Origin of the sequence: Klebsiella sp. w6, assembly GCF_033100215.1 — a bacterium.
GTDB classification, from domain to species: Bacteria; Pseudomonadota; Gammaproteobacteria; order Enterobacterales; family Enterobacteriaceae; genus Klebsiella; species Klebsiella variicola.
The window spans coordinates 5417602-5443851 of record NZ_CP136907.1 but is presented as its reverse complement, the minus strand read 5'-3'; the positions used below and the strand labels follow the sequence as shown (position 1 = coordinate 5443851).

Sequence of the window (26250 nt, the reverse complement as noted above, 5' to 3'; positions counted from 1 at the left end):
ACACATTACGATAAGGCGGCGCGGATCAGTTTGCATATGCTGGTCAAATTCTGTATGATTCGCCGCCTTCAATGCACTTTATACCGCATTGGAGATTGACCATTACCGTACGCTTCGCGCTGTCAGCAGCGTGGAAGACGACGGGAAATTATTAATATCGCGTGGTGTCTGGCGTTAGGGCTGGAAGAGCGACGCGGCCTTAACTGAGGTTCTCCCATGAAAAAAGGTATTCACCCAAAATACGAAGAAATTACTGCTACCTGTTCTTGCGGTAATGTCATGAAAATCCGTTCCACCGTTGGTCACGACCTGAACCTCGACGTGTGCGGTAAATGCCACCCGTTCTTCACCGGCAAACAGCGTGATGTTGCTACCGGTGGCCGTGTTGACCGCTTCAACAAGCGCTTCAGCATCCCGGGCAGCAAGTAAGTTGCCAGAAAAAGCCGCCTCAGGGCGGCTTTTTTGTGCCTCTCGCCAGCCTGCGCGGGACACAAAAAAGGGCGGAAGATTGCTTCCGCCCTTTTTATCAACTCAGTATTCCCACGTATCCGGGTCGATCCCCAGTTCACGCATAATCTCTTTCGCCGCTTCCGGGATCTCATCGCTGCGCTCTTTACGCAGGTCTTCATCGTTAGGCAACGGTTGTCCGGTAAAGGCATGCAGGAACGCTTCGCACAGCAGCTCGCTGTTGGTCGCGTGACGCAGGTTGTTCACCTGACGACGCGTGCGTTCATCGGTGAGGATTTTTAACACCTTCAGAGGAATGGAAACCGTAATTTTCTTTACTTGCTCACTCTTCTTACCGTGCTCAGCGTATGGGCTGATATATTCGCCGCTCCATTCAGCCATGAGATACCTTAATCCTCTGTTTATTAGTGAAGGGCCAGAATATTCCGCCCGGGCTATAATTGCGCGTAGTTTACCGTATGAGCGCGCTTTCTAACATGAGATAAGCCGCTACCGACGTGCGCTAATGCATATAATTTTAACGGCTATTTGCACTTTGCTCAATCTATACGCAAAGAAGTTTAGATGTCCAGATGTATTGACGTCTATTGTGACAATGTTTACTCTGGAGCCTGACTTTTCACCGATTCAGCCCAGGAACTTCCCAACATGACGCGTAAACAGGCCACCATCGCAGTGCGTAGCGGTTTAAATGACGACGAGCAGTACGGTTGCGTTGTCCCGCCGATCCACCTTTCCAGTACCTATAACTTCACCGGCTTTAATGAACCTCGCGCCCACGACTACTCCCGCCGCGGCAACCCGACGCGTGATGTGGTGCAGCGCGCCTTAGCGGAGCTGGAAGGTGGCGCCGGCGCGGTGCTGACCAATACCGGTATGTCGGCGATCCTGCTGGTGACGACGGTGTTCCTTAAGCCGGGCGATCTGCTGGTGGCGCCGCACGACTGCTACGGCGGCAGCTACCGTCTGTTCGACAGCCTGGCGAAGCGCGGCTGTTATCGCGTCCAGTTCGTCGATCAAAATGATGAGCAGGCGCTGCGGGCGGCATTGGCGGAAAAACCGAAGCTGGTGCTGGTTGAAAGCCCAAGTAATCCATTGCTGCGGGTGGTGGATATTGCGAAAATCTGTGGTCTGGCGCGTGAGGCAGGCGCGGTGAGCGTGGTGGACAACACCTTCCTGAGCCCGGCGCTGCAAAACCCGCTGGCGCTGGGCGCCGACCTGGTGTTGCATTCCTGTACTAAATACCTGAATGGCCACTCCGATGTGGTTGCGGGGGTGGTGATTGCCAACGATCCGGCGACTGTCACCGAACTGGCATGGTGGGCGAATAATATTGGCGTCACCGGCGGCGCGTTCGACAGCTATTTGCTGCTGCGCGGTCTGCGGACGCTGTCTCCGCGTATGGAGGTGGCGCAGCGTAATGCCCTGGCGATTGTTGAGTATCTGAAAACCCAGCCGCTGGTGAAAAAGCTGTATCATCCGTCGCTGCCGGAAAACCAGGGGCATGAAATTGCGGCGCGTCAGCAAAAAGGTTTTGGCGCAATGTTAAGCTTCGAGCTGGACGGTGACGAGCAGACGCTGCGCCGTTTCCTGAGCGGGCTGTCGCTGTTTACACTGGCGGAATCGCTGGGGGGCGTTGAAAGCCTGATTTCCCATGCGGCAACGATGACGCATGCCGGCATGGCGCCTGAAGCGCGTGCCGCCGCCGGAATTTCAGAAACGCTTCTGCGTATTTCAACCGGTATTGAAGATGGTGAAGATTTAATTGCCGACCTGGAAAATGGCTTCCGGGCAGCAAACGAGGAATAAAAATGAGTGTGATTGCGCAGGCAGGGGCGAAGGGTCGTCAGCTGCACAAATTTGGTGGGAGTAGTTTAGCGGATGCGAAATGTTACCTGCGCGTCGCGGGGATCATGAAGGAATATTCGCAGGCGGGCGACATGATGGTTGTCTCCGCCGCTGGCAGCACCACCAACCAGCTGATCAGCTGGCTTAAACTTAGCCAGAGCGATCGCCTTGCTGCGCATCAGGTTCAGCAGTCGCTTCGCCGTTATCAGACCGAGCTGATTGGCGGTCTGGTGGAGCCGGCGGCGGCTGACACGTTAATTGCCGCCTTCATCCATGACCTTGAGCGTCTGGCAGGGCTGCTTGATGGCGGGGTTACCGAAGCGGTTTATGCGGAAGTGGTCGGCCATGGTGAAGTCTGGTCCGCACGCCTGATGGCGGCGGTTCTTAACCAACTGGGTATGGAAGCGGCCTGGCTGGACGCGCGCGCTTTCCTGCGTGCGGAACGCGCCGCGCAGCCGCAGGTGGATGAAGGATTATCTTATCCACTGCTGCAACAGCTGATGGCGCAACATCCTAATAAGCGTCTGGTGGTGACCGGCTTTATCTCCCGCAACCAGGCCGGGGAAACCGTCCTGCTGGGCCGTAACGGGTCTGACTACTCCGCCACGCAGATCGGTGCGCTGGCGGGCGCCTCTCGCGTCACCATCTGGAGTGATGTCGCCGGGGTGTACAGCGCGGATCCGCGTAAGGTCAAAGATGCCTGTCTGCTGCCGCTGCTGCGTCTGGATGAAGCCAGCGAGCTGGCGCGTCTGGCCGCTCCAGTGCTCCACGCCCGCACGCTGCAGCCGGTGTCCGCCAGCGATATCGATCTGCAGTTACGTTGCAGCTATACGCCGGAACAGGGTTCTACGCGCATTGAGCGCGTGCTGGCTTCGGGTACTGGCGCGCGGATTGTCACCAGCCATGATGACGTCTGTCTGGTGGAGTTCCAGGTGCCGGCCAGCCATGATTTCAAACTGGCGCATAAAGAGCTGGACGCCCTGCTCAAACGCGCCCAGCTGCGCCCGTTAGCCGTTGGCGTCCATGCCGACCGTAAGCTGCTGCAGTTCTGCTATACCTCCGAGGTCGCCGACAGCGCGCTGAAGCTGCTCGATGAAGCGGGTCTGCCGGGCGAGCTGCGTCTGCGTCAGAAGCTGGCGCTGGTGGCGATGGTGGGCGCGGGTGTCACCCGTAACCCACTGCACTGCCATCGTTTCTGGCAGCAACTGAAAGGGCAACCGGTGGAGTTCACCTGGCAGTCCGAAGAGGGGATCAGTCTGGTAGCCGTGTTGCGCGCCGGACCAACGGAAAGCCTGATCCAGGGTCTGCATCAGACCTTGTTTCGTGCAGAGAAGCGTATTGGCCTGATGCTGTTCGGCAAAGGGAACATTGGCTCCCGCTGGCTGGAGCTGTTTGCCCGTGAACAAACTACGCTGTCGGCGCGCACTGGCTTCGAGTTTGTTCTCGCCGGCGTAGTCGACAGTAAACGCAGCCTGCTGAACTACGACGGGCTGGATGCCAGCCGGGCGCTGGCCTTCTTCAACGATGAAGCGGTGGAGCAGGATGAAGAGTCGCTGTTCCTGTGGATGCGCGCGCATCCGTACGATGATTTAGTGGTACTGGACGTCACCGCCAGCGAACAGCTGGCCGACCAGTACCTTGATTTCGCCAGCCATGGCTTCCACGTGATCAGCGCCAACAAGCTGGCGGGCGCCAGCAGCAGTGATAAATATCGCCAGATCCACGACGCGTTTGAGAAGACGGGTCGCCACTGGCTGTATAACGCTACGGTTGGCGCGGGTTTGCCGGTGAACCATACCGTGCGCGATCTGATCGACAGCGGCGATACCATCCTCGGTCTGAGCGGTATCTTCTCGGGAACGCTCTCCTGGCTGTTCCTGCAGTTTGATGGCACCGTGCCGTTCACCGACCTGGTGGATCAGGCCTGGCAGCAGGGGCTGACCGAGCCGGATCCGCGCGTCGATCTGTCCGGTAAGGATGTGATGCGTAAGCTGGTGATCCTCGCGCGGGAAGCGGGTTATGACATCGAACCGGATCAGGTCCGTGTGGAATCACTGGTCCCTGTCCACTGCGAAGAGGGGTCGGTCGATCACTTCTTTGAAAATGGCGAAGAGCTGAACGAGCAAATGCTGCAGCGCCTGGAGGCGGCCCGCGAGATGGGGCTGGTGCTCCGCTACGTGGCGCGCTTTGATGCTAACGGCAAAGCACGTGTCGGCGTGGAAGCGGTACGCGAAGAGCACCCGCTGGCGGCGCTGCTGCCGTGCGATAACGTGTTCGCCATCGAAAGCCGCTGGTATCGCGATAACCCGCTGGTGATCCGCGGACCCGGCGCCGGGCGCGATGTGACCGCCGGAGCGATCCAGTCGGATATTAACCGTCTGGCGCAGCTGCTGTAGTTCCGAGAAAAAGACCAGGCGCTGCCTGGTCTTTTTTGTTAGTGCGCCGCAAAAACCGCTTTAGCGGCAAACAGGCCGTTGAGCGCCGCCGGGAATCCGGCGTAGACCGCCATCTGCATGATCACTTCCGTAATCTCCTCTTGTGTCAGGCCGACATTTAATCCTGCGGCAATGTGTACTTTCAGCTGTGGCGCGGCGTTACCCAGCGCGGTGAGCGCGGCAATAGTAGCGATTTCCCGGCTGCGTAAATCGAGCCCCGGCCGGGCGTAAATATCGCCGAAGGGGAACTCAATCAGATAGCGGGCGAAATCGGGGGCGATATCCTGCAGGCTGTCGACGACGGCTTCCCCGCCGTGGCCATCCACCCGCTGCAGCATTTCCTGACCGGTGATATAACGTTCGCTGGACATCATTTTTTCCTCTCTGTGATGAAGCGTTGAGAGGAAGGGTAGGGAAGTGTGCCGGACTTGAGTAATACCCTTTTCGTGATACCTTTTCAGTATGACAACTTCGCGATTACATTCCCTGGATATTCGCCTGCTGCGCGCCTTTGCCGTGGTGGCGGAGGAAAATAACATCAGCCGGGCGGCGCAGCGGTTATTTATCTCGCAGCCGCCGCTGACCCGCCATATCCGCCATCTGGAAGCGCAGCTGGGGGTGACGCTGTTTCAGCGCCACAGCAAAGGCTTGATCCTGACCGACGCGGGTAGAGAGGTGCTGGAGATGATTCAACCTCTGCTGACGCTCCAGGAACGCACGCTGGCGGCATTGAGTGAGCTCGCCGCCCACTCGCCGCCGTCTCTGCGTCTGGGCGTGACGACGGCCTTCGAACAGGGCATTTTCGCCGCCGTTGAATCTGCGCTGAGCGATCATACCCGCACGTTGCATATTACCCGCCACGCCTCACCGGCGCTGGCTCAGCAGGTACGCAAAGGCAAACTCGATGCGGCGCTGGTCGCGCTGCCGCTGAATACCGAAGGGCTGCACCTGCATCCTTTGCCGTATCAGGAGCCGCTCATCGCGGCATTGCCTGCCTCCTGGCCGGAAGCCGCCAGACCAGCGTTAACGCTACGCGCGCTCAATCATCGGCCGCTGTTCTGGTTTAAACGCGAGCGCAATCCCGATTTCTTTGACTACACGCGACGTATTTTCGACCGGGCTGGTTATACCCCCGCTTACGTGGAAGAGCCTGCCGAACATGATGTGCTGCTGGCGCGTATTGCGCGTGGCGAAGGCATGATCCTCCTGCCGGCGTCCTTTTCCGCGATCCAGCGTCAGGGGGTGGTGTTCTGTCCTGTCGCTGAAGGCGACAGCATGCCGTTAAGCCTTGGCGTGGTCTATGCGCCTCACCAGGCAGAATCCGTGCAGCAATGGCTTCCTCTGCTGGATGACCATCTGACGACTGGCTAGCCTCAGGCTGACTCTCGAGCCACCAGCTGTCCGGAAAGGGTAATGCGCTGGGTCGGCAGGGCAGGTTCTTTGATCTTGCGGATAATGAGCGAGGCAACCTGACGTCCTGTCTCTTCGCTGGCGGAAGAGACGTAAGTGAAGGATGGCGAGGTTAAATTCACGTGCATCATGTCTTCGAAACCCACCAGCGCCACCTGCTGAGTGAGAAAGACATCTTTTCCCACCGTGCGTCCAACCTGATGAATGCCGCTGAGGCAGCCAATCATTGCATCAGGCGAGTGGCACAGCAGGGCGGTAATGGCATTATTTTTTTCCAGCAGCTGGCGGGTGGCGATACTGGCGGCCTGGGTGTTGTCGCTGCAGGCGGGGGCAAATTCTTCCCGCACCGTCATGCCGTTCTTCTCCAGTGTGCTGAATAAGCCAAGCAGCCGCTGCTGACGGATCAGGTCGTTATCCTGTCCGCCGATGTAGGCAATGTAACGATGGCCGCGCTCAATCAGATAACGGGTGGCGATGCTGGCGGCCTGGCGGTTATCGCGGACCACCTGATCATGGTGGCCGGTGAGCAGCGTTTGCGAGACCGCGACCAGCGGCAGCGGACATGCCTGTAAGGCCTCGGGCAACGCATTGCTGGTGGTGTCGGCATCAAGATATATCACGCCGGCGACGCCCTGCTGTTTAAACGACAGCAGGCAGCGGGCCAGATAGTCATGATCGTCGCGCGGCTGGCCGAGAATGACCATATAGCCCTGCTTTTCGAGCTCCTGGACGATATTCGCCATCACCTTGATGGAAAAGCTGTCGTTGAAGTCGCGCAGGATCAGGCCGATCAGGTTGGTGGTGTTGGCGCGGAGATTAGCGGCGGCAACGTTATGCACATAGCCAAGTTCCTGGATGGCCGCGTTGACTTTTTCGATGGTCGCGTCGGAGATCTTCCCTTTCTGACGTAATACCAGCGAGACCGTCGAAACGGAGACGCCGGCCAGTTTCGCCACATCTATAATGCTGACTTTCTTCAAAATCGCTCCATGACAACGCGTGTATAACCGTCAGATCGCAGACATAGGCTTACCCACGGCAAGCCTATTTCCACACCATAACACCTTCTTGTTATTTGCCAATCATCCCCGACATGGTTTGTGCGATAAATTGCGCTCTGGCGCCAAAAATAATCTGGATGCCGTTATCGCCGACGAAGACCACCCCGCGCGCGCCGATGCCGTTGAGGCCATCTTTATCAACCGCATCGCGCTCAGCCACTTCCAGGCGCAGGCGGGTGATGCAGGCCCCGACGGAATCGATATTTTGTGAACCGCCGAGAAGATTGACGATCTCGGTCGCCAGCTCCGCATCGGTTTTATCGTCGGCAGTGACCGTGATATCGGTGCGGCCCGGCGTTTTCACATCGAAACGGCGGATAACGAAGCGGAAGGTGAAATAATAAATCAGCCCCATCGGCACGCCAACAATCACCGCGTTGAGGAAGTGGGTTTGATAGCCGTTGAGCGACGGCAGAATACCGAAGGAGATATAGTCGATAAGCCCTGCGGAGAAAGATTTAGCGATATGCGCATGCAGGAGATACATCGTCATGTACGAGAGCCCCGCCATGATGGCGTTGAAGACGTACAGGATCGGCGCCACGAAGATAAAGGTAAATTCTACGGGCTCGGTAATGCCGGTCAGGAAACAGGTCAGCGCGGCGGAGAACAGAATACCGGCCGCGATTTTTTTATTCTTAGTATGCGCTTCGTGATACATCGCCAGACAGGCGGCCGGCAGCGCGAACAGCATCAGCGGGAATTCCCCCTGCATAAATTTACCGGCGTTTTGGTAGCTGTCGGAGCTAAAGGATTTCACCCCTTCTTCCAGCATCTTAAACCAGATGGTCTGGTCGCCGTGGATCACCTGGCCTGCCTGGGTGGTGTAATCGCCGAAAGAGTACCAGAAGGACGGATACCAGATGTGGTGCAGCCCCAGCGGGATCAGCGCCCGTTCAACGAGGCCGAAAATAAAGGTCGATGCGGCCTGGTTGTCGCCATTCACCACCATCGACAGTGAGTCGATACCGGCCTGGATATGTTGCCAGACATAAGGCAACAGCAGGCCGAGAATAAACGAGAGAAACGCCGTGGCGATCGCCACGAAGCGCTTACCGGAGAAGAAACCGAGGAATTCAGGCAACTGCATCGCATGGAAGCGGTTATAGCACCACGACGCGAGAATACCGCAGATAAGCCCGCCGAAAACCCCCATCTGCAGCGTCGGGATGCCAACGACCATGGCGTATTTTCCGCCCTGAGAGGCCATCTCCGGGGTAATGCCGAGCACAGTGCTGATGGTGATGTTGGTGATAAAGACGGAAACGGCTGCCGACAGCGCAGCGATGCCCGATTCTGATGCCAGCCCCACAGCGGAACCAATCGCGAACAGCATTGGCAGGTTATCAAAAATGATGCCGCCGGCGTTCATCATTAGCGGCATATGGAATTTATCCCCGAAGGCCAACAGTAAGCCGGCGGCCGGGAGAAGCGAAATCGGCAGCATCAAGGCGCGGCCGATCATCGACAGTTTTGATAATGATTTTATGAACCCTGACCACAGACTCATGGTGATATCCCCGAATAGATTTTATAAGCATTATTGCGTAAGTAGAACGTTCTAGTAGAACGTTCTACTTAATGTGAACCAAGCTATAAGCGGCTGCAATCACAATCGCTCTGGCAATCATGGGGAGATGTTGGTTTTTTGAACTGCTTCAAATTTCATCGGGTCGAATTCTTCCTGCACGGCATCAGTTCTGGTCGGAAGATGAATTTTTTTCATTTTAGAGGCCTATTCCTCACTCTTTACGCAGATTTTTCTATTGACGCCCGCGCGCTTTTCCGTCATTTTTACATCTGGACGTCTAAACGTATAGAAGTTCGCAATATAACAGCCATTACATGCGATTGATGAGGTAAGGTATGAGCTTTTTTCACGCCAATCAGCGGGAAGCCCTGAATCAGAGCCTGGCGGAAGTCCAGGGCCAGATTAATGTGTCTTTTGAATTCTTTCCGCCGCGCACCAGTGAAATGGAGCAAACCCTGTGGAAATCCATCGATCGCCTGAGCAGTCTGAAACCGAAGTTTGTTTCGGTAACCTATGGCGCGAACTCTGGCGAGCGCGATCGCACGCACAGCATCATCAAAGGCATTAAAGAGCGAACCGGTCTGGAAGCAGCGCCGCACCTGACCTGTATCGATGCCTCTCGTGATGAGCTGCGTACTATCGCTCAGGATTACTGGAACAACGGTATTCGCCATATCGTCGCCCTGCGCGGCGACCTGCCGCCGGGCAGCGGTAAACCGGATATGTATGCCGCCGATCTGGTGACGCTGCTGAAAGAGGTGGGCGATTTCGATATCTCTGTCGCCGCGTATCCGGAAGTGCATCCGGAAGCGAAAAGCGCACAGGCGGATTTGCTGAACCTGAAGCGTAAAGTCGAGGCGGGCGCCAACCGCGCGATCACCCAGTTCTTCTTCGATGTGGAAAGCTACCTGCGTTTTCGCGATCGCTGCGTTTCGGCGGGCATCGACGTGGAAATCATTCCGGGTATCCTGCCGGTCTCCAACTTTAAACAGGCGAAAAAGTTTGCGGATATGACCAACGTCCGTATCCCGGTGTGGATGTCGAAAATGTTCGAAGGGCTGGATAACGACGCCGAAACCCGTCAGCTGGTGGGGGCGAATATCGCCATGGACATGGTGAAGATTTTAAGCCGGGAAGGGGTAAAAGACTTCCACTTCTACACCCTGAACCGCGCCGAGATGAGCTACGCCATCTGCCATACGCTGGGCGTGCGTCCGGCCTGAGTGCTTGCCGTTTCGCGCAGCCGGTGGGCGACGCGTCCGGCAGATAAACATAAAAAAACACCCGGCTGATACCGGGTGTTTTGCTCTGGTTTATTCCCATTCCTGCAGGAAGCGCTGGCCGTATTGGTCGGCCACCAACAGCGCGGCGTAGACCTGGTCTGAATCGACGCCGCCCGGCATATTGTGAATGGTTTCGCCTTCAGCGCAGGCGGCTTCCGCCACCAGGCGCATTTTGGTCGGGATATCACCTTTGATATCCAGCTGCGCCAGGGTGATCGGCAGCCCAACGCTGTGGCACAGCGCGGCGACGGTCTCTATTTCGTCCACCGGCGCATTTTCCAGCACCAGCTGCGTCAGGGTACCGAACGCCACTTTTTCCCCGTGATAATAGTGGTGGGCGTCAGGGATGGCCGTCATGCCGTTATGAATCGCGTGCGCCGCCGCCAGACCGCCGCTTTCGAAACCAACGCCGCTCAGGTAGGTGTTGGCTTCCACCACTCGCTCCAGCGCCGGGGTGACCACGTGCTGTTCGGCGGCCAGCATCGCTTTTTCACCTTCTTCAAGTAAGGTGTTGTAGCACAGCTCGGCCAGCGCCAGCGCCGCCTGAGTGCATTTCCCACCCGCCATGGTGGTGGCGCCGCTGCGGGAGCAGGCGCGGGCTTCGAACCAGGTGGCCAGCGCATCGCCAATCCCGGCGGCCAGCAGGCGAGCTGGCGCACCGGCAACAATCTGCGTATCGACAATGACCATGTTGGGGTTGTGCGGCAGCATCAGGTAGCTGTCGAACTCCCCTTCGTCGGTGTAAATCACCGACAGCGCGCTACACGGCGCATCGGTGGAGGCGATGGTGGGGGCGATCGCCACCGGCACATTCATAAAGTGAGCCAATGCTTTTGCGGTATCCAGCGTTTTACCACCGCCGATCCCCAGCACGGCGGTGCACTTCGCGCTGCCGGCGATATCGCGCAGGCGATTGATTTCATTATGCGAACACTCGCCGCCAAACGGCGCAATTTCGGCCGCCAGGCCAGCGTCGGCCAGGCTTTTACGCAGCATCTCTTCCGCAAACCCCAGTACGAACTTATCGCCGACTACCAGCCAGCGTTCGGCCAGCGGCTTCAGATAGTCGCCGAGGCGCTTGATGGCGCCTGCGCCCTGAATGTATTTGCCTGGTGATTGAATAATGCGATCCATTTCGATTCCTCCTCGATGACCGTGCTGCCGCCCGCAGGCGACTCGCAGGTCCGGTTACAGGTTCAGCGTGCCAAAGGCGTTATTCCAGTCCTGTTCAAACTTCTCTATGGCTGACTCTACCGCAGGGGTGCCGAGCATTTGTTGCGCTACATCTAATGGAAGGGTGATGGCTTCGCAACCGGCCAGCAGGCAATCCAGCGCCTGACGGGGCGTTTTGAAGCTCGCCGCCAGCACTTTGCTCTCGGGCGCATGCATTTCCAGCAGAGATTGCAGCTCCTGCACCATGCGGATACCGTCCCCGCCCTGGGCGTCAACGCGGTTAACGTAAGGCGCGACGTACTTTGCGCCGGCCAGTGCGGCCAGCAGGCCTTGCGAAGCGCTGTAGACGGCGGTGCCAAGAGTCGGGATGCCTTCCTTCTTCAGCATTTTGATAGCGGCGAGGCCTTCGGCGGTCACCGGGATTTTGACCACGATGCCCGGCACGGCGTTGCTCAGGCGTTTAGCTTCTTCCACCATGCCCAGCGCATCGCGGCTCATGGTCTGCGCGAAGAGGGTGCCCTCCGGACCGATGGCTTTCTGCAGGCGTGGGAGCACGTCCCATACCGGGGTTTTACCGGCGGCGATAATGCTCGGGTTGGTGGTTACCCCGGCCAGCGGGTAAATGCGGGCCAGGCGTTCCACTTCGGCGACGTTGGCGGTATCCAGATAGAGTTCCATCGTGTTTTCCTCAATGCTTAATTCGATATTGTCGTTGAGGTAAGCATACGGCTTTCGTTCGAAGGACTGCCAGATGACAAATTTGCCAAAAACTGGATAAATGTACGCATCACGATTAAGGATGATTTAGATCACATTTATCGGCGATGGTGGGGTTGGGCAGCAATAAAAGCGCGCACAAAAGTCAGGTTTAACACACAAAAATCTAGGTTTTGGCCGGAGAAGATATTTCCGTTAACTGGCTATGATACTGACGGCGGTATTCAGACGGCGAGCGCTCGGTGGTTTTGCGAAACAGGCGGCAGAAATAATTGCTGTCGGCGAAGCCGCAGGCGTGGGCGATATCTTTCACTTTCATATCGTGGCCCTTCAGCAGCATACGGGCCTGTTCAAGACGAATATGGTTTAGATATTCATTGAAGCCCATTGGCCCGCATTTCTGGAACAGATGAGAAAGATAGTTGGGGGAGAGATAGAACGCCTGGGCCACCGATTCCCGGCTCAGCGGCTCCGCGTAATGGACGTCCATGTACTGGCGGATCGCCTCAAACAGCGCCTGGCTGCGCGAAGAAGTTTGTGCCTGGCTGCCGAGAAGGTCATGGCAGTGGCTGAGCAGGCTGACGACAATGCTGCGGGCGGTTCGCTGCTCCTGCGGCTGCATCCGGAGCTCATTGAGCGCCTGCAGCAGAAATGAACCGACGCGCGGCCCGCGGCGCAGCGCCTGCCGCTTTTCGACAACGGTTATCGCCTTGCCATTCCAGTGCTGCAGCGAGCACTCCAGCCGCTGCTTATCGAACAGGAGACTTAACAGCAGGCAGGGCGCCTGCCACTGGGGGCAGTTCCAGCTATCGCCAGGGATATAGAGCACGTCGTTCGCCTCAAGAGGGCTGGCGTTTTTGCCGAGTGCCCGGTCGGGCAACTGCCCATTGAGGATGATGTTCAGACGGGGAAAATCAACCTGCACTACCGGCTCAGCAGGCGAGCGCATCTCGCCGGCAAAATAGACCCGGCCGATACCATTCTGTTTTTTTAGGAATGAATCAATAAGTTGATTGATATCGTTGTCCATCATTCTTCCGTTCAGCGCATCACCTCTTTCATCATACCGGACATTTTTCCAGCGGTAAAAGCGCTTGCCAGTCACGCTTGCTTCCCAGATAAGATATGTTATATCGTAACAATTTGTCACCATTGATAGCAAACTCAGGAGAGAGTAATGACCAGAAAGATCCCCCTGCTGGCCTTTGGATTCGGCATGGTGCTAGCCAGCGCCCAGGTGTTTGCCCACGGCAATCATAACCATGGCCCGGCGTTAACCGACGTCGAGCGTCAGGCCAGCGAAGGCATTTTTGCCGATAAAGATGTGCAGGATCGCGCGCTGAGCGATTGGGAGGGCGTCTGGCAGTCGGTAAACCCGTATCTGCTCAACGGCGACCTTGACCCGGTGCTGGAGCAGAAGGCGAAAAAGCCCGGCGGCAAGAGCGTCGAGGAGTATCGCGCCTATTATAAGAAGGGCTACGCCACCGATGTGGAGCAGATTGGCATTGAAAATGATGTGATTGAGTTCCACGTTGGCGATGTCGTCAACAGCTGCAAATACCGCTATTCAGGCTACAAAATTCTGCATTACGCCTCCGGCAAGAAAGGCGTACGTTACCTGTTTGAGTGCCAGCAGGGCAATGCCAACGCGCCGAAATTTGTGCAGTTCAGCGACCATATCATTGGCCCGCGTAAATCGCAGCATTTCCATATTTTCATGGGTAATGAATCACAGGAGGCGTTGCTGAAAGAGATGGATAACTGGCCGACCTATTATCCATATGCGCTGCATAAAGAGCAGATCGTTGATGAGATGCTGCACCACTAGAACAGGTGAAAATCCCCCGACCGGGCGGCCGGGGGAGAGAGACTTCGATTAGCCGGTGTTACGCATACCGGCGGCAACGCCGGCGATGGTGACCATCAGCGCTTGTTCAACGCGCGGATCCGGGTCCTTGCCTGCTTCTTCGGCCTGGCGTGAACGGTGCAGCAGTTCCGCCTGCAGGACGTTCAGCGGGTCGGTATAGATATTACGCAGCTGGATAGACTCGGCGATCCACGGCAGGTCGGCCATCAGATGGGAGTCGTTGGCGATGGCCAACACGACGTTGATGTCGGCAGCCAGCAGCTTACGCAGCTCGGTACCCAGCGCCCACAGCTCCGGCTTCACCAGGCGCTGATCGTAGTACTCCGCCAGCCACAGGTCGGCCTTCGAGTAAACCATTTCCAGCATGCCAAGGCGGGTGGAGAAGAACGGCCAGTCGCGACACATCGCTTCCAGTTCACTCTGTTTTCCACCTTCGACCACCTTCTGCAGCGCGGCGCCAGCGCCCAGCCAGGCCGGTAGCATCAGGCGGTTCTGGGTCCAGGCGAAGATCCACGGAATGGCGCGCAGCGACTCGACGCCGCCGGTCGGGCGACGTTTTGCCGGACGCGAACCCAGCGGCAGTTTGCCCAGCTCCTGCTCCGGAGTCGCAGAGCGGAAGTAAGGCACGAAATCTTTGTTTTCACGTACGTAGCCGCGATACATCTTGCAGGAGACGTCGGACAGCTCAGCCATGATGTCGCGCCATTCGGCTTTCGGTTCCGGCGGCGGCAGCAGGTTGGCTTCCAGAATGGCGCTGGTATACAGCGACAGACTGCTGATGGTCACTTCCGGCAGGCCGTACTTAAAGCGGATCATCTCGCCCTGCTCGGTGACGCGCAGGCCACCTTTCAGGCTTCCCGGCGGCTGCGAGAGCAGCGCCGCGTGGGCTGGCGCGCCGCCGCGGCCGATGGAACCGCCGCGTCCGTGGAACAGCGTCAGTTCGATACCGGCTTTCTCACAGGTTTTGATCAGCGCGTCCTGCGCCTGGTACTGCGCCCAGGAGGCGGCCATCACGCCAGCATCTTTGGCGGAGTCAGAATAGCCAATCATGACCATCTGCTTGCCCTGGATAAAGCCGCGGTACCAGTCGATATTCAGCAGCTGAGTCATGACATCGTTGGCGTTGTTCAGGTCGTCCAGCGTTTCGAACAGCGGGGCCACCGGCAGAGCAAAACCAATCCCGGCCTCTTTCAGCAGCAGATGAACCGCCAGCACGTCGGACGGCGTTTTGGCCATCGAGATCACGTAGGCGGCGATCGATCCGCGCGGCGCCTCGGCGATCACTTTGCAGGTATCGAGGACTTCACGGGTCTCTTCGCTTGGCTCCCACTGACGCGGCAGCAACGGACGTTTGGAGTTCAGTTCGCGGATCAGGAAAGCCTGTTTGTCGGCTTCTGACCAGCTTTCGTAATCGCCGATCCCGAGGTAACGGGTCATTTCGCCCAGCGCTTCGGTATGGCGAGTGCTTTCCTGACGGATATCAATACGCACCAGTGGTACGCCGAAAGACTTCACGCGGCGCAGGGTGTCGAGCAGTTCGCCGTTGGCGATAATGCCCATGCCGCAGGCCTGCAGCGATTTATAGCAGGCGTACAGCGGTTCCCACAGCTGCTTGTTCTGAGTGATCAGTCCCGCCGGTTTCGGCAGCTTCTGACCTTTCAGGCGCGCTTCCAGCCAGGCCTGGGTCTCCATCAGCTGAGTGCGCAATTTCTTCATCAGATAACGGTACGGTTCCTGAGCACCCTCGGCGCCAGCCAGCGCGCGAAGTTCGTCGGTACACTCCACCATCGACAGCTCGGAGATCAGCACCTGCACGTCTTTGAGGAACAGATCGGTGGCTTTCCAGCGGCTGAGCAGCAGCACGTAGCGAGTGATGTCGGCGGTCACGTTCGGGTTGCCGTCGCGGTCGCCGCCCATCCACGAGGTGAAACGCACCGGGACGAAGTCCACCGGTAGCTGATAGCCAAGGTTGGCTTCCAGCTGTTCGTTCAGCTCGCGCAGATAGTTAGGCACCCCTTCCCACAGGCTGTTTTCCACCACCGCGAAGCCCCATTTGGCTTCGTCGACCGGAGACGGGCGGTATTTACGGATCTCGTCAGTATGCCAGGACTGGGCGATCAGCTGGCGCAGACGGCGCATCAGCTGATGGTGTTCGTAGTCGGCGATGTCTTTATTGTCCAGTTGCTTGAGGCAGCTGTTCACTTCCACCATTTTATGGATCAGCGTCCGGCGGGTGATCTCGGTCGGGTGGGCGGTTAATACCAGCTCCAGAGACAGAGATTCCACCGCTTTTTTGATGGTGTCTTCGTTGAGATTGGGTTGGTCTTTGAGCTTTCTCAGGGTACGCGCAATGACTTCCGGATTGCTGGCCGCTTCGCCATTCGGCGAAATGCTGTGATACTGCTCAGCGGTGTTCGCCAGATTCAGAAACTGGCTGAAGGCACGGGCAACCGGCAGCAGTTCGTCGTTAGACAAATTCTGCAGCGTGGTCAGCAGCTCCTGGCGGTTAGCTTCGTTGCCGGCGCGTGAAGATTTGGACAACTTACGGATAGTTTCGACACGATCAAGAATATTTTCTCCCAATGCATCCTTGATGGTATCGCCCAGCACCTTGCCGAGCATACTGACATTACTACGCAATGCGGAATATTGTTCGTTCATGTTACCCCAGACACCCCATCTCATTTTATTTTGTTATATCCGCTGCGCTGGAACGTGAGCAACGGATAAGCAACCCGTCTTTTATAAAGCCACGTAAATACCCCCACGTCAATTACTGCGAAATCGCTTCAGCAAACGAGTAAATCGCCGTAATTTGCGAAATTTAATTCAGGGGGCGCTGGATAAGCATCGCTTATGGAAATGTGACGATCGTCACCGTTCCGCCCCGGGAGAACGGGGCGGAAAAAGAGGGCGATTTTAGTGCCAGCAGAAGTGGTGGACGACCTGGCTAATCAGCTCCCGGGTCGGCTTGATAAAGCGCGTCTCCAGATACTCGTCAGGCTGATGGGCCTGGTTGATGGAGCCTGGGCCAAGAACCAGCGTCGGACATAGCGTCTGGATAAACGGCGCTTCGGTGCAGTAGTTCACCACGTCGGTCCGCGCGCCGAGCAGTTTCTCAACCACCTGGACCAGCTTATGGTCCGGCGGGCATTCGTAGCCGGGGATCGGCGGGTGCAGCTCTGAGACCGTCAGGCGGCCCGGCCAGCGCTCACTGACGGGCGCCAGCGCTTCGCCCAACAGACCATTAAGATCGTTGAGGGTCATCCCCGGCAGCGGGCGGATATCCATATGCAGTTCGCAGCAGGCGCAGATACGGTTTGAGGCATCGCCGCCATGGATAGCGCCCAGGTTAAGGGTCGGGTAAGGGACCGTGAACGCCTCGAAGTGGTAGCGCTCTTTTAGCAGATCGCGCAGCTGCATAATGCGGCCGATGGCGTCGTGCATAAGCTCAATCGCGTTAACTCCGCGTGCCGGATCGCTGGAGTGGCCGGACTGGCCCTGAATACGGATCGCGTTGGACATATGTCCTTTGTGGGCGCGGATCGGCTGCAGGGAGGTGGGCTCGCCGATGATGGCGCAGTCCGGGCGCAGCTGGGTGGTTTCGGCAAAATAGCGCGCGCCGGCCATGCTGGTCTCTTCGTCGGCGGTGGCCAGAATATACAGCGGTTTTTTCAGCGTGGTGACGTCGACATCGCGCAGGGCGTCGAGAATAAAGGCGAAGAAGCCTTTCATGTCAGCCGTGCCGAGGCCGTAGAGCTTGTTATCGTGTTCGGTGAGGGTGAACGGATCCCGCGTCCAGCGGCCATCATCGAATGGCACGGTATCGGTATGCCCGGCGAGCAGCAGGCCGCCGGCGCCGTGTCCGGTGCTGGCCAGCAGGTTGAATTTATGGCGCGTATCCGGCACCGGCTGTATCTCAACATTGAAGCCGAGATCGCGGAACCAGCCTGCCAGCAAATTGATTAAAGACTCATTGCTTTGATCGAGAGCCTCTTCGGTCGCGCTGATGGACGGTGTGGCGATCAACGCGCGGTAAATCTCGATAAAGGGCGGTAAATTGTTTTTCATTGTTGACACACCTTGGGTCGTGATAGTATCAATATTCATGCATTTATTGTGAATAAAAATACAATATCGTTGAGCGTAAGAAAACCCATCGAATGTAAGGAGATGCGCTTCCAATGTTAAATACGCTGATTGTGGGTGCCAGTGGTTATGCCGGCGCAGAGCTGGTGACCTATATCAATCGTCATCCGCATATGAACATAACCGCTTTGACGGTCTCCGCGCAAAGCAATGATGCGGGAAAATTAATTTCCGACCTGCATCCGCAGCTCAAGGGCATTGTCGATATGCCGCTGCAGCCGATGTCCGATATCAGCGAATTCAGCGCTGGCGTGGATGTGGTGTTTCTCGCTACCGCGCACGAAGTGAGTCACGACCTGGCGCCGCAGTTCCTTGCCGCCGGCTGCGTGGTGTTCGATCTCTCCGGCGCCTTCCGCGTTAACGATGGGGCGTTCTACGAAAAATACTACGGTTTCACTCATCAGCATCCCGACCTGCTCAAACAGGCGGTGTATGGTCTGGCGGAGTGGAGCGCGGATGCGCTTAAAGAAGCGCAGTTAATCGCGGTGCCTGGCTGCTACCCGACGGCGGCGCAGCTGTCGCTGAAGCCGCTGATTGATGCCAGTCTGCTGGATCTGAACCAGTGGCCGGTGATCAACGCCACCAGCGGGGTGAGCGGCGCGGGTCGTAAAGCCGCGATCGGCAACAGCTTCTGTGAAGTTAGCCTGCAGCCGTACGGCATCTTTAACCATCGTCATCAGCCGGAGATTGCCAGCCACCTCGGGGCGAAGGTGATTTTTACTCCGCACCTGGGCAATTTTAAGCGCGGTATCCTGGAAACTATCACCTGCCGCCTGAAGCCGGGCGTCGGCCACGCGCAGATCGCGGCGGTTTACCAGCAGGCTTACGCCGATAAACCGCTGGTACGTTTATATGATAAAGGCGTGCCCGCCTTGAAAAGCGTCGAGGGTCTGCCATTCTGTGACATCGGTTTTGCCGTTCAGGACGATCATCTCATCGTCGTCGCGGCAGAAGATAACCTGCTGAAAGGCGCCGCAGCGCAGGCGGTGCAGTGCGCGAATATTCGTTTCGGCTTCGCTGAGACGCAGTCTCTTATTTAAGGTGTGATGATGAACCCATTAATTATCAAACTCGGCGGCGTATTACTCGATAGCGAAGAAGCGCTGGAGCGCCTGTTTACCGCGCTGGTTAACTACCGTGAAGCGCACCAGCGCCCGCTGATCATCGTCCATGGCGGTGGCTGCGTGGTGGATGAGCTGATGAAGCAGCTTAATCTGCCGGTGCAAAAGAAAAATGGTCTGCGTGTGACGCCTGCCGATCAGATTGACATCATTACCGGCGCGCTGGCGGGAACCGCCAACAAGACGCTGCTGGCGTGGGCGAAAAAGCATGGTCTGGCCTCTGTCGGCCTGTTCCTCGGCGATGGCGATAGCGTGAAGGTCACACAGCTGGATGCCGAGCTTGGCCATGTCGGGCTGGCGCAGCCGGGTTCCCCGGCGCTGATCAACACCCTGTTGGCGGGCGGTTACCTGCCAGTGGTGAGCTCTATCGGGGTGACCGATGAAGGCCAACTGATGAACGTCAATGCTGACCAGGCGGCGACAGCGCTGGCGGCCACCCTGGGGGCGGATCTGATCCTGCTGTCTGATGTCAGCGGTATCCTCGACGGTAAAGGACAGCGCATTGCCGAGATGACCGCCGAGAAAGCGGAGCAGCTGATCGAGCAGGGCATTATCACTGATGGCATGATTGTTAAAGTGAATGCGGCCCTTGACGCCGCACGTGCCCTGGGCCGTCCGGTGGATATCGCCTCCTGGCGTCACGCCGAGCAGCTGCCAGCGTTATTTAACGGCACGCCGATCGGCACACGTATTCTGGCTTAAGATTTCATGCCCGGCGGCACGTCGTCAGCCGGGCTTACAGACTGTAGGCCGGGCGGCACAATGCCGCCGGCAGAACTAACGAATAAAGGAAGCATGTTATGGCACTTTGGGGCGGGCGTTTTACACAGGCAGCAGATCAACGGTTCAAACAGTTCAACGACTCGTTGCGCTTCGACTATCGTCTGGCGGAGCAGGATATCGTTGGCTCTGTCGCCTGGTCGAAAGCGCTGGTAATGGTCGGCGTTCTGAGTGCCGCTGAACAGCAGCAGCTGGAAGAAGCGCTGAACGTGCTGCTGGAAGAGGTGCGCGCCAATCCGCAGCAAATCCTCGCCAGCGATGCCGAAGATATTCACAGCTGGGTGGAAGGCAAGCTGATCGATAAAGTGGGCCAGTTGGGCAAGAAACTGCACACCGGGCGCAGCCGTAACGACCAGGTCGCCACCGACCTTAAACTATGGTGCAAAGATACCGTTGTCGAACTGCTGTCGGCGAACCGCCAGCTGCAGAGCGCGCTGGTGGAGACTGCCCAGCATAACCAGGACGCGGTGATGCCGGGGTACACTCACCTGCAGCGTGCCCAGCCGGTGACGTTCGCACACTGGTGTCTGGCCTACGTTGAAATGCTGGCGCGTGACGAAAGCCGCCTGCAGGACGCGCTGAAGCGCCTCGACGTTAGCCCGCTGGGCTGCGGCGCGCTGGCGGGGACGGCGTATGAAATCGACCGCGAGCAGCTGGCCGGCTGGCTGGGCTTTGCCTCTGCCACCCGCAACAGCCTCGACAGCGTTTCCGATCGCGACCATGTTCTGGAGCTGCTTTCCGATGCGTCTATCGGCATGGTGCATCTGTCGCGCTTTGCTGAAGATCTGATTTTCTTTAACTCCGGCGAGGCGAACTTCGTCGAGCTTTCTGATCGCGTGACCTCCGGCTCCTCGCTGATGCCGCAGAAGAAAAACCCGGACGCGCTGGAATTAATTCGTGGTAAATGCGGCCGCGTGCAGGGCGCGCTGACCGGCATGATGATGACCCTGAAAGGGCTGCCGCTGGCCTACAACAAAGACATGCAGGAAGATAAAGAGGGGCTTTTCGATGCCCTGGATACCTGGCTCGACTGCCTGCATATGGCGACTCTGGTGCTGGACGGTATCCAGGTGAAACGCCCGCGCTGTGCGGAAGCGGCGCAGCAGGGCTATGCCAACGCCACGGAGCTGGCGGATTATCTGGTGGCGAAAGGCGTACCGTTCCGCGAGGCGCACCATATTGTTGGTGAGGCGGTAGTGGAAGCCATTGCGCAAGGGAAACCGCTGGAGGCGCTGGCCCTGGCCGATCTGCAGAAATTCAGTCCGGTAATTGCGGACGATGTGTATCCGATTCTGTCCCTGCAGTCCTGCCTGGATAAACGCGCAGCGAAAGGCGGCGTTTCGCCGCAGCAGGTGGCGCAGGCTATCAGCGACGCAAAAGCGCGCCTGAGCTAATTCTCTGGCATCCGCCTCTCTGAACCCGGCCGAGCCTGATGACGCCGGGTTTTTTATGCAAAAAAAAAGCGGACACAAGGTCCGCAAAAGTTCACGTTGGCTTTAGTTGTTCGGGTAGAGAAACAGTGTGACGGGCCAATGATTTTCACAGGTATACCGTCTCTATGGGCGTATTATTGAACAGAAAGCTTGATAGGGATAATCGTTCGTTGCTATGCTATCTATCGCCATGGACTATCGTGGCGATGGAGGATGAATAATGAATATTCGCGATCTTGAATACCTGGTAGCGCTCGCCGAACACCGCCACTTCCGGCGGGCGGCTGACTCATGCCACGTGAGCCAACCGACGCTCAGCGGACAGATCCGCAAGCTCGAGGATGAACTTGGCGTCATGCTGCTGGAGCGCACCAGCCGTAAGGTTCTGTTTACCCAGGCGGGGCTGTTGCTGGTGGATCAGGCGCGTACCGTGTTACGCGAAGTAAAAGTGCTCAAGGAGATGGCAAGCCAACAAGGGGAAACCATGTCCGGGCCGCTGCACATCGGCTTGATCCCGACAATTGGCCCGTATCTGCTGCCGCAAATCATTCCGATGCTGCACCAAACCTTTCCGAAGCTGGAAATGTACCTGCACGAAGCGCAGACCCATCAGCTGCTGGCCCAGCTCGACAGCGGTAAGCTCGACTGCGCCATTCTGGCGCTGGTCAAAGAGAGCGAGGCCTTTATCGAGGTGCCGCTGTTTGATGAGCCGATGATGCTGGCTATCTATGAGGATCACCCGTGGGCGAACCGCGACCGCGTGCCGATGTCGGATCTGGCTGGTGAAAAGCTGCTGATGCTGGAGGATGGCCACTGTCTGCGCGATCAGGCGATGGGCTTTTGCTTTGAAGCGGGAGCGGATGAAGATACCCACTTCCGGGCGACCAGTCTGGAAACGCTACGCAATATGGTGGCGGCAGGCAGCGGCATTACCTTGCTGCCTGCGCTGGCGGTACCGCAGGAAAGAAAACGCGATGGCGTGGTCTATTTGCCGTGCATTAAGCCAGAGCCAAGACGAACCATCGGCCTGGTTTACCGTCCCGGCTCCCCGCTGCGCAGCCGCTATGAACATCTGGCGGAGGCCATCCGCGGTACGATGGATGGCCATTTCGACAAGGCGTTAAAACAGGCGGTTTAAGCCGTTCAGCGCGGCGACCCGATACGCTTCCGCCATGGTCGGGTAGTTAAAGGTGGTGTTGACGAAGTACTCAATGGTGTTACCACCACCTTTCTGCTCCATGATCGCCTGGCCGATATGAATGATTTCGGCTGCGCGTTCGCCAAAGCAGTGAATGCCGAGGATCTCCTTGGTCTCCCGATGGAACAGGATCTTCAGGGTTCCCACGCTCATGCCAACGATTTGCGCCCGCGCCAGGTGTTTAAACTGGGCGCGACCCACCTCATACGGCACTTTCATCGCCGTCAGTTGCTGCTCGGTTTTCCCGACGGAGCTGATTTCCGGAATGGTGTAGATCCCGGTTGGGATATCTTCAATCAGATGCGCCGAGGCTTCGCCTTTCACCAGCGCCTGGGCGGCAATGCGCCCTTGATCGTAGGCGGCAGAAGCCAGACTTGGATAGCCGATGACATCGCCAACCGCATAGACGTGCGGGAGGGCGGTCTGGTACATGCTGTTGACCTTCAGCTGGCCGCGGCTGTCAGTCTGCAGACCGATGTTTTCCAGCGCCAGGGTGTCGGTATTGCCGGTGCGGCCGTTGGCGTACAGCAGGCAATCGGCCTTCAGTTTTTTACCGGACTTCAGGTGCATGATCACGCCGTCATCCACCCCCTCAATTTTCTCATACTCCTCATTGTGGCGAATGACCACGCCGCTGTTCCAGAAGTGATAAGAGAGCGAGTCTGACATCTCCTGATCGAGGAAGGCCAGCAGACGATCGCGGGTGTTGATCAGATCGACCTTCACCTCCATGCCGCGGAAGATCGAGGCGTATTCGCAACCGATCACCCCGGCGCCGTAAATGATCACGTGGCGCGGCTCATGCTGCAGGCTGAGAATTGAATCGCTGTCATAGATGCGCGGGTGGTGGAAATCGACATCGGCCGGATGATAGGGGCGTGACCCGCAGGCGATAACGAATTTCTCCGCAGTCACCGTCTCGACCGTGCCGTCATGGCATTCCAGCGCCAGAGTATGTTCATCAACGAAGTGCGCATTGCCCTGCAGAATTTCACAGTGGTTGCGCTCATAGAATCCCTGGCGCATATGAGTCTGCTGGTTGATGACGCTGTCGGCATGGTTGAGGATGTCGGCGAAAGAAGAGCGAAGAAGGCGGGAGTGGTCGCTGTAGAGGGGGTTTTGGTTAAACTCGATGATACGGCTGACGGCATGGCGGAGGGCTTTCGACGGGATGGTGCCCCAGTGGGTGCAACCGCCGCCGACATTATGGTAGCGCTCAATGACGGCAACGCGTACTCCCTGTTTCACCAGTCCCATGGCGGCGCCTTCGCCGCCAGGGCCGGAACCAATCACTATTGCATCATAATCCCAAGAGTGTGACATGGCATTACTCACCTGTTTTATACATAAAATAAACACGATGATAACATTCGCTGCGCTTTAACCCAATTATCGTTGTGCTTTTTTGCGGCATAAAAGCAGAAACGGCTCGTAAACAATCATTCACAATCCAGTGCAAACCGATTAGTTTTAATCTCTGGTATAGTGCCAGCAGGGCTATTGGAAGGATTCATACATCGTGATGGGCGTAAGAGCACAACAAAAAGAAAAAACCCGCCGTTCGCTGGTGGAAGCAGCATTCAGCCAACTTAGCGCTGAGCGGAGTTTCGCCAGCCTGAGCTTGCGCGAAGTGGCGCGGGAAGCTGGGATCGCGCCGACGTCCTTTTATCGTCATTTTCGCGATGTCGATGAGTTAGGCCTGACGATGGTCGATGAGAGCGGACTGATGCTGCGCCAGCTGATGCGCCAGGCGCGCCAGAGAATTGCTAAAGGCGGCAGCGTGATCCGTACCTCGGTCTCCACCTTTATGGAGTTTATCGGTAACAACCCGAACGCCTTCCGCTTGCTGTTGCGAGAGCGCTCGGGAACCTCTGCGGCGTTTCGCGCCGCCGTCGCGCGCGAGATCCAGCACTTTATCGCGGAACTCGCCGACTATTTAGAACTCGAAAACCATATGCCGCGCGCCTTCACCGAAGCGCAGGCTGAAGCTATGGTCACCATCGTCTTTAGCGCTGGCGCGGAAGCGCTGGATGTCGGCCCTGAACAGCGCCGGCAGCTGGAAGAACGGTTGGTGCTGCAGCTCAGAATGATCTCGAAAGGCGCGTATTACTGGTATCGCCGTGAACAAGAAAAAATGTCACATCATTCCGAATAACGTGAAGGACGAGCAATGAAACACTCAGTTCAAGATAAAGGTACGCTGCTGCTGGCGCTGATTGCCGGGTTATCCATTAATGGCGCCTTTGCGGCGCTGTTCAGTTCGATAGTTCCGTTTTCCGTCTTCCCTATTTTATCCCTGCTGCTGACGGTCTACTGTCTGCATCAGCGCTATCAGAATCGCAGTATGCCCGTTGGGCTTCCGGGCCTGGCCGCCGCCTTTTTTATTCTCGGGGTGCTGTTGTACAGCACCGTCGTGCGTGCGGAGTACCCGGATATCGGCTCTAACTTCTTCCCGGCCGTTCTGTCCGTCGCGATGGTCTTCTGGATCGGCTACAAGATGCGTAACCGCAAAAATACGGCAGCCGAGTAAGCCGCCAGTGGTGTAAAAAAACCGGCAATATGACATTGCCGGTTTTTTTGGGCCTATTTCCGGGTCAGCAGAACGCCGCATTCCATATGATGGGTGTACGGGAACTGGTCGAACAGCGCCAGCCGGGTGACGTTGTGCGTCTGGCTTAACGTCTCCAGATTGCGGCACAGCGTTTCCGGGTTGCATGAAATGTACAGAATGCGCGGATAGGCCTGCACCATTTTTTCCGTTTCGCTGTCCAGTCCGCTGCGCGGCGGATCGACGAAAATGGTCTCGCACTGATAGCTCTGCAGATCGATACCCTGCAGCCGGTTGAACTCCCGCACGCCATTCATCGCCTGAGTAAACTCTTCCGCCGCCATGCGGATAATCTGCACGTTGTCGATATGGTTAGCGGCGATGTTGTACTGCGCCGCAGCCACTGACGGTTTGGCGATTTCGGTGGCCAGCACGCGATCAAAATTACGCGCCAGCGCCAGCGAGAAGTTACCGTTGCCGCAGTACAATTCCAGCAGGTCGCCGGTCGCCCCTTTGGTGACATCCAGCGCCCACTCCAGCATCTGAATGTTCATGGCCGCGTTCGGCTGGGTAAAGCTGTTTTCCACCTGACGGTAGATCATCTCTCGCCCGCCAACTGGCAGACGTTCATCTATATAGTCCTGATCGAGCTCGATTTTGGTTTTGGTCGCCCGTCCAATCAGATGCACATTGAGTCCCTGGGCTCGCAGGGCGTCACGCAGCGCCTCCGCTTGCTCACGCCAGGCATCATCGAGTTTTTTATGATACAGCAGCGAAACGACCGCCTGGTTGCTGAGGGTGGTCAGATAGTCAATCTGGAACAGCTTATGGCGCAGCACGGGATTGTTGCGCACGCCCTCCAGCATGGCGGTCATCAGCTGATTGATAAGCGCGCTGGCGGCCGGAAAGCTGTCAACGCGAATCCGCGACCGGGTCTGCTGATCGAAAATAATATGGTACAGATCGTCGCCATCGTGCCACAGACGGAACTCGGCGCGCATCCGGTAGTGGCTGACCGGCGAACGAAACACTTCCGGAACCGGCGCGGCAAAAGGCGCCATCATGGTTTGCAAACGGACGACTTTTTCTGCCAGCTGCGCTTCGTATTGTTCGGTAGGAAGGTGTTCGGGGGTCATGATGCATCCTGAATAAAATAAGTACGCGGGGATTGTAGGGAAAGCGCCGGGGATGTCCAGCCTCGAATGTGGCGGGAAATATAATTAGCAGT

23 protein-coding genes are annotated in these 26250 nt (G+C 57.4%); 12 read left to right on the top strand and 11 right to left on the bottom strand.

Features of this window, described 5'->3' with window-relative positions; genetic code table 11:
* Positions 1-216 precede the first annotated feature (216 nt).
* Positions 217-429, top strand: a complete 213-nt coding sequence (gene rpmE / locus R0140_RS26450) for a 50S ribosomal protein L31 (RefSeq protein ID WP_008807868.1) — start codon at positions 217-219, stop codon at positions 427-429.
* 102 nt (positions 430-531) lie between these two features.
* Here the strand turns inward: rpmE and metJ are convergent, their stop codons facing one another.
* The gene (gene metJ / locus R0140_RS26445; RefSeq protein WP_004107547.1) at positions 532-849 is read right to left on the bottom strand and encodes a met regulon transcriptional regulator MetJ; all 318 of its coding nucleotides are present in this window, start codon (positions 847-849) and stop codon (positions 532-534) included.
* A gap of 267 nt (positions 850-1116) precedes the next feature.
* Between metJ and metB the strand changes: the two genes are divergently transcribed.
* A complete protein-coding gene (gene metB / locus R0140_RS26440) occupies positions 1117-2277 on the top strand; it encodes a cystathionine gamma-synthase (protein ID WP_008807867.1) in 1161 nt (386 codons plus the stop codon).
* A gap of 2 nt (positions 2278-2279) precedes the next feature.
* Positions 2280-4712, top strand: coding sequence for a bifunctional aspartate kinase/homoserine dehydrogenase II (locus tag R0140_RS26435; RefSeq protein ID WP_032741533.1), 2433 nt, complete (start codon positions 2280-2282; stop codon positions 4710-4712).
* A 38-nt stretch (positions 4713-4750) separates the two neighbouring features.
* Here R0140_RS26435 and R0140_RS26430 read toward each other — a convergent pair whose 3' ends face one another.
* A complete protein-coding gene (locus tag R0140_RS26430; protein WP_008807865.1) occupies positions 4751-5122 on the bottom strand; it encodes a carboxymuconolactone decarboxylase family protein in 372 nt (123 codons plus the stop codon).
* Positions 5123-5213: 91 nt separating this feature from the next.
* Here R0140_RS26430 and R0140_RS26425 point away from each other — a divergent pair, with 91 nt between their 5' ends.
* Positions 5214-6122, top strand: a complete 909-nt coding sequence (locus R0140_RS26425; protein WP_049153279.1) for a LysR family transcriptional regulator — start codon at positions 5214-5216, stop codon at positions 6120-6122.
* Between the two features lie 2 nt (positions 6123-6124).
* Here R0140_RS26425 and R0140_RS26420 read toward each other — a convergent pair whose 3' ends face one another.
* Both R0140_RS26420 and R0140_RS26415 read right to left on the bottom strand, forming a co-directional pair.
* Positions 6125-7141: a substrate-binding domain-containing protein gene (locus tag R0140_RS26420; RefSeq protein ID WP_032731553.1), complete on the bottom strand. Its 1017-nt coding sequence runs from the start codon at positions 7139-7141 to the stop codon at positions 6125-6127.
* A gap of 91 nt (positions 7142-7232) precedes the next feature.
* Positions 7233-8732, bottom strand: coding sequence for a PTS transporter subunit EIIC (locus tag R0140_RS26415; protein ID WP_032736927.1), 1500 nt, complete (start codon positions 8730-8732; stop codon positions 7233-7235).
* 356 nt (positions 8733-9088) lie between these two features.
* Here R0140_RS26415 and metF point away from each other — a divergent pair, with 356 nt between their 5' ends.
* Complete coding sequence (gene metF / locus R0140_RS26410; RefSeq protein WP_002882952.1) at positions 9089-9976, top strand: methylenetetrahydrofolate reductase; 888 nt, start codon at positions 9089-9091, stop codon at positions 9974-9976.
* 90 nt (positions 9977-10066) lie between these two features.
* On the opposite strand, the gene R0140_RS26405 is transcribed toward metF, so the two are convergent.
* From R0140_RS26405 to R0140_RS26395, 3 genes are all read right to left on the bottom strand, one after another.
* Positions 10067-11170, bottom strand: a complete 1104-nt coding sequence (locus R0140_RS26405; RefSeq protein WP_016162055.1) for a bifunctional L-1,2-propanediol dehydrogenase/glycerol dehydrogenase — start codon at positions 11168-11170, stop codon at positions 10067-10069.
* Between the two features lie 54 nt (positions 11171-11224).
* Positions 11225-11887, bottom strand: coding sequence for a fructose-6-phosphate aldolase (gene fsa / locus R0140_RS26400; RefSeq protein WP_012543262.1), 663 nt, complete (start codon positions 11885-11887; stop codon positions 11225-11227).
* 205 nt (positions 11888-12092) lie between these two features.
* Entirely contained in the window at positions 12093-13079 is a 987-nt protein-coding gene (locus R0140_RS26395; RefSeq protein WP_162494413.1) for an AraC family transcriptional regulator, read from the bottom strand.
* A 24-nt stretch (positions 13080-13103) separates the two neighbouring features.
* On the opposite strand from R0140_RS26395, the gene zinT reads away from it, so the two are divergent.
* On the top strand, positions 13104-13754 hold the full coding sequence (zinT, locus tag R0140_RS26390; protein ID WP_032731556.1) for a metal-binding protein ZinT: 651 nt from the start codon (positions 13104-13106) through the stop codon (positions 13752-13754).
* A gap of 48 nt (positions 13755-13802) precedes the next feature.
* Here zinT and ppc read toward each other — a convergent pair whose 3' ends face one another.
* Entirely contained in the window at positions 13803-16454 is a 2652-nt protein-coding gene (gene ppc, locus R0140_RS26385) for a phosphoenolpyruvate carboxylase (protein WP_032741540.1), read from the bottom strand.
* A 258-nt stretch (positions 16455-16712) separates the two neighbouring features.
* Positions 16713-17864 carry an acetylornithine deacetylase gene (gene argE, locus R0140_RS26380; protein ID WP_032741542.1) on the bottom strand — a complete coding sequence of 384 codons (1152 nt, stop codon included), beginning with the start codon at positions 17862-17864 and terminating at the stop codon, positions 16713-16715.
* 113 nt (positions 17865-17977) lie between these two features.
* Here argE and argC point away from each other — a divergent pair, with 113 nt between their 5' ends.
* The 4 genes from argC (at position 17978) to oxyR (ending at position 22414) form a co-directional block, all read left to right on the top strand.
* Positions 17978-18982, top strand: a complete 1005-nt coding sequence (gene argC / locus R0140_RS26375) for an N-acetyl-gamma-glutamyl-phosphate reductase (RefSeq protein ID WP_025710967.1) — start codon at positions 17978-17980, stop codon at positions 18980-18982.
* Positions 18983-18988: 6 nt separating this feature from the next.
* Positions 18989-19765: an acetylglutamate kinase gene (gene argB / locus R0140_RS26370; RefSeq protein WP_087805116.1), complete on the top strand. Its 777-nt coding sequence runs from the start codon at positions 18989-18991 to the stop codon at positions 19763-19765.
* 98 nt (positions 19766-19863) lie between these two features.
* A complete protein-coding gene (gene argH, locus R0140_RS26365) occupies positions 19864-21237 on the top strand; it encodes an argininosuccinate lyase (RefSeq protein WP_032741544.1) in 1374 nt (457 codons plus the stop codon).
* A gap of 259 nt (positions 21238-21496) precedes the next feature.
* Positions 21497-22414, top strand: a complete 918-nt coding sequence (gene oxyR / locus R0140_RS26360) for a DNA-binding transcriptional regulator OxyR (RefSeq protein WP_008807853.1) — start codon at positions 21497-21499, stop codon at positions 22412-22414.
* On the opposite strand, the gene sthA is transcribed toward oxyR, so the two are convergent.
* Entirely contained in the window at positions 22397-23797 is a 1401-nt protein-coding gene (gene sthA / locus R0140_RS26355; RefSeq protein WP_032731557.1) for a Si-specific NAD(P)(+) transhydrogenase, read from the bottom strand. The genes oxyR and sthA overlap by 18 nt on opposite strands.
* A 196-nt stretch (positions 23798-23993) precedes the next feature.
* Here sthA and fabR point away from each other — a divergent pair, with 196 nt between their 5' ends.
* Together fabR and R0140_RS26345 are read left to right on the top strand one after the other, a co-directional pair.
* Positions 23994-24629 (top strand): HTH-type transcriptional repressor FabR, encoded by a 636-nt coding sequence (gene fabR, locus R0140_RS26350; protein WP_004151856.1) that lies wholly within the window; start codon positions 23994-23996, stop codon positions 24627-24629.
* Positions 24630-24644: 15 nt separating this feature from the next.
* Entirely contained in the window at positions 24645-25004 is a 360-nt protein-coding gene (locus R0140_RS26345; protein ID WP_004203691.1) for a YijD family membrane protein, read from the top strand.
* A gap of 53 nt (positions 25005-25057) precedes the next feature.
* Here R0140_RS26345 and trmA read toward each other — a convergent pair whose 3' ends face one another.
* On the bottom strand, positions 25058-26158 hold the full coding sequence (gene trmA / locus R0140_RS26340; RefSeq protein ID WP_004203692.1) for a tRNA (uridine(54)-C5)-methyltransferase TrmA: 1101 nt from the start codon (positions 26156-26158) through the stop codon (positions 25058-25060).
* Positions 26159-26250: the final 92 nt, after the last annotated feature.

Coding starts and splice junctions, on each gene's coding strand:
- rpmE (WP_008807868.1), top strand. CDS start 217: ATGAAAAAAGGTATTCACCCAAAATACGAAGAAATTACTGCTACCTGT.
- metJ (WP_004107547.1), bottom strand. CDS start 849: ATGGCTGAATGGAGCGGCGAATATATCAGCCCATACGCTGAGCACGGT.
- metB (WP_008807867.1), top strand. CDS start 1,117: ATGACGCGTAAACAGGCCACCATCGCAGTGCGTAGCGGTTTAAATGAC.
- R0140_RS26435 (WP_032741533.1), top strand. CDS start 2,280: ATGAGTGTGATTGCGCAGGCAGGGGCGAAGGGTCGTCAGCTGCACAAA.
- R0140_RS26430 (WP_008807865.1), bottom strand. CDS start 5,122: ATGTCCAGCGAACGTTATATCACCGGTCAGGAAATGCTGCAGCGGGTG.
- R0140_RS26425 (WP_049153279.1), top strand. CDS start 5,214: ATGACAACTTCGCGATTACATTCCCTGGATATTCGCCTGCTGCGCGCC.
- R0140_RS26415 (WP_032736927.1), bottom strand. CDS start 8,732: ATGAGTCTGTGGTCAGGGTTCATAAAATCATTATCAAAACTGTCGATG.
- metF (WP_002882952.1), top strand. CDS start 9,089: ATGAGCTTTTTTCACGCCAATCAGCGGGAAGCCCTGAATCAGAGCCTG.
- R0140_RS26405 (WP_016162055.1), bottom strand. CDS start 11,170: ATGGATCGCATTATTCAATCACCAGGCAAATACATTCAGGGCGCAGGC.
- fsa (WP_012543262.1), bottom strand. CDS start 11,887: ATGGAACTCTATCTGGATACCGCCAACGTCGCCGAAGTGGAACGCCTG.
- R0140_RS26395 (WP_162494413.1), bottom strand. CDS start 13,079: ATGGTGACAAATTGTTACGATATAACATATCTTATCTGGGAAGCAAGC.
- zinT (WP_032731556.1), top strand. CDS start 13,104: ATGACCAGAAAGATCCCCCTGCTGGCCTTTGGATTCGGCATGGTGCTA.
- ppc (WP_032741540.1), bottom strand. CDS start 16,454: ATGAACGAACAATATTCCGCATTGCGTAGTAATGTCAGTATGCTCGGC.
- argE (WP_032741542.1), bottom strand. CDS start 17,864: ATGAAAAACAATTTACCGCCCTTTATCGAGATTTACCGCGCGTTGATC.
- argC (WP_025710967.1), top strand. CDS start 17,978: ATGTTAAATACGCTGATTGTGGGTGCCAGTGGTTATGCCGGCGCAGAG.
- argB (WP_087805116.1), top strand. CDS start 18,989: ATGATGAACCCATTAATTATCAAACTCGGCGGCGTATTACTCGATAGC.
- argH (WP_032741544.1), top strand. CDS start 19,864: ATGGCACTTTGGGGCGGGCGTTTTACACAGGCAGCAGATCAACGGTTC.
- oxyR (WP_008807853.1), top strand. CDS start 21,497: ATGAATATTCGCGATCTTGAATACCTGGTAGCGCTCGCCGAACACCGC.
- sthA (WP_032731557.1), bottom strand. CDS start 23,797: ATGTCACACTCTTGGGATTATGATGCAATAGTGATTGGTTCCGGCCCT.
- R0140_RS26345 (WP_004203691.1), top strand. CDS start 24,645: ATGAAACACTCAGTTCAAGATAAAGGTACGCTGCTGCTGGCGCTGATT.
- trmA (WP_004203692.1), bottom strand. CDS start 26,158: ATGACCCCCGAACACCTTCCTACCGAACAATACGAAGCGCAGCTGGCA.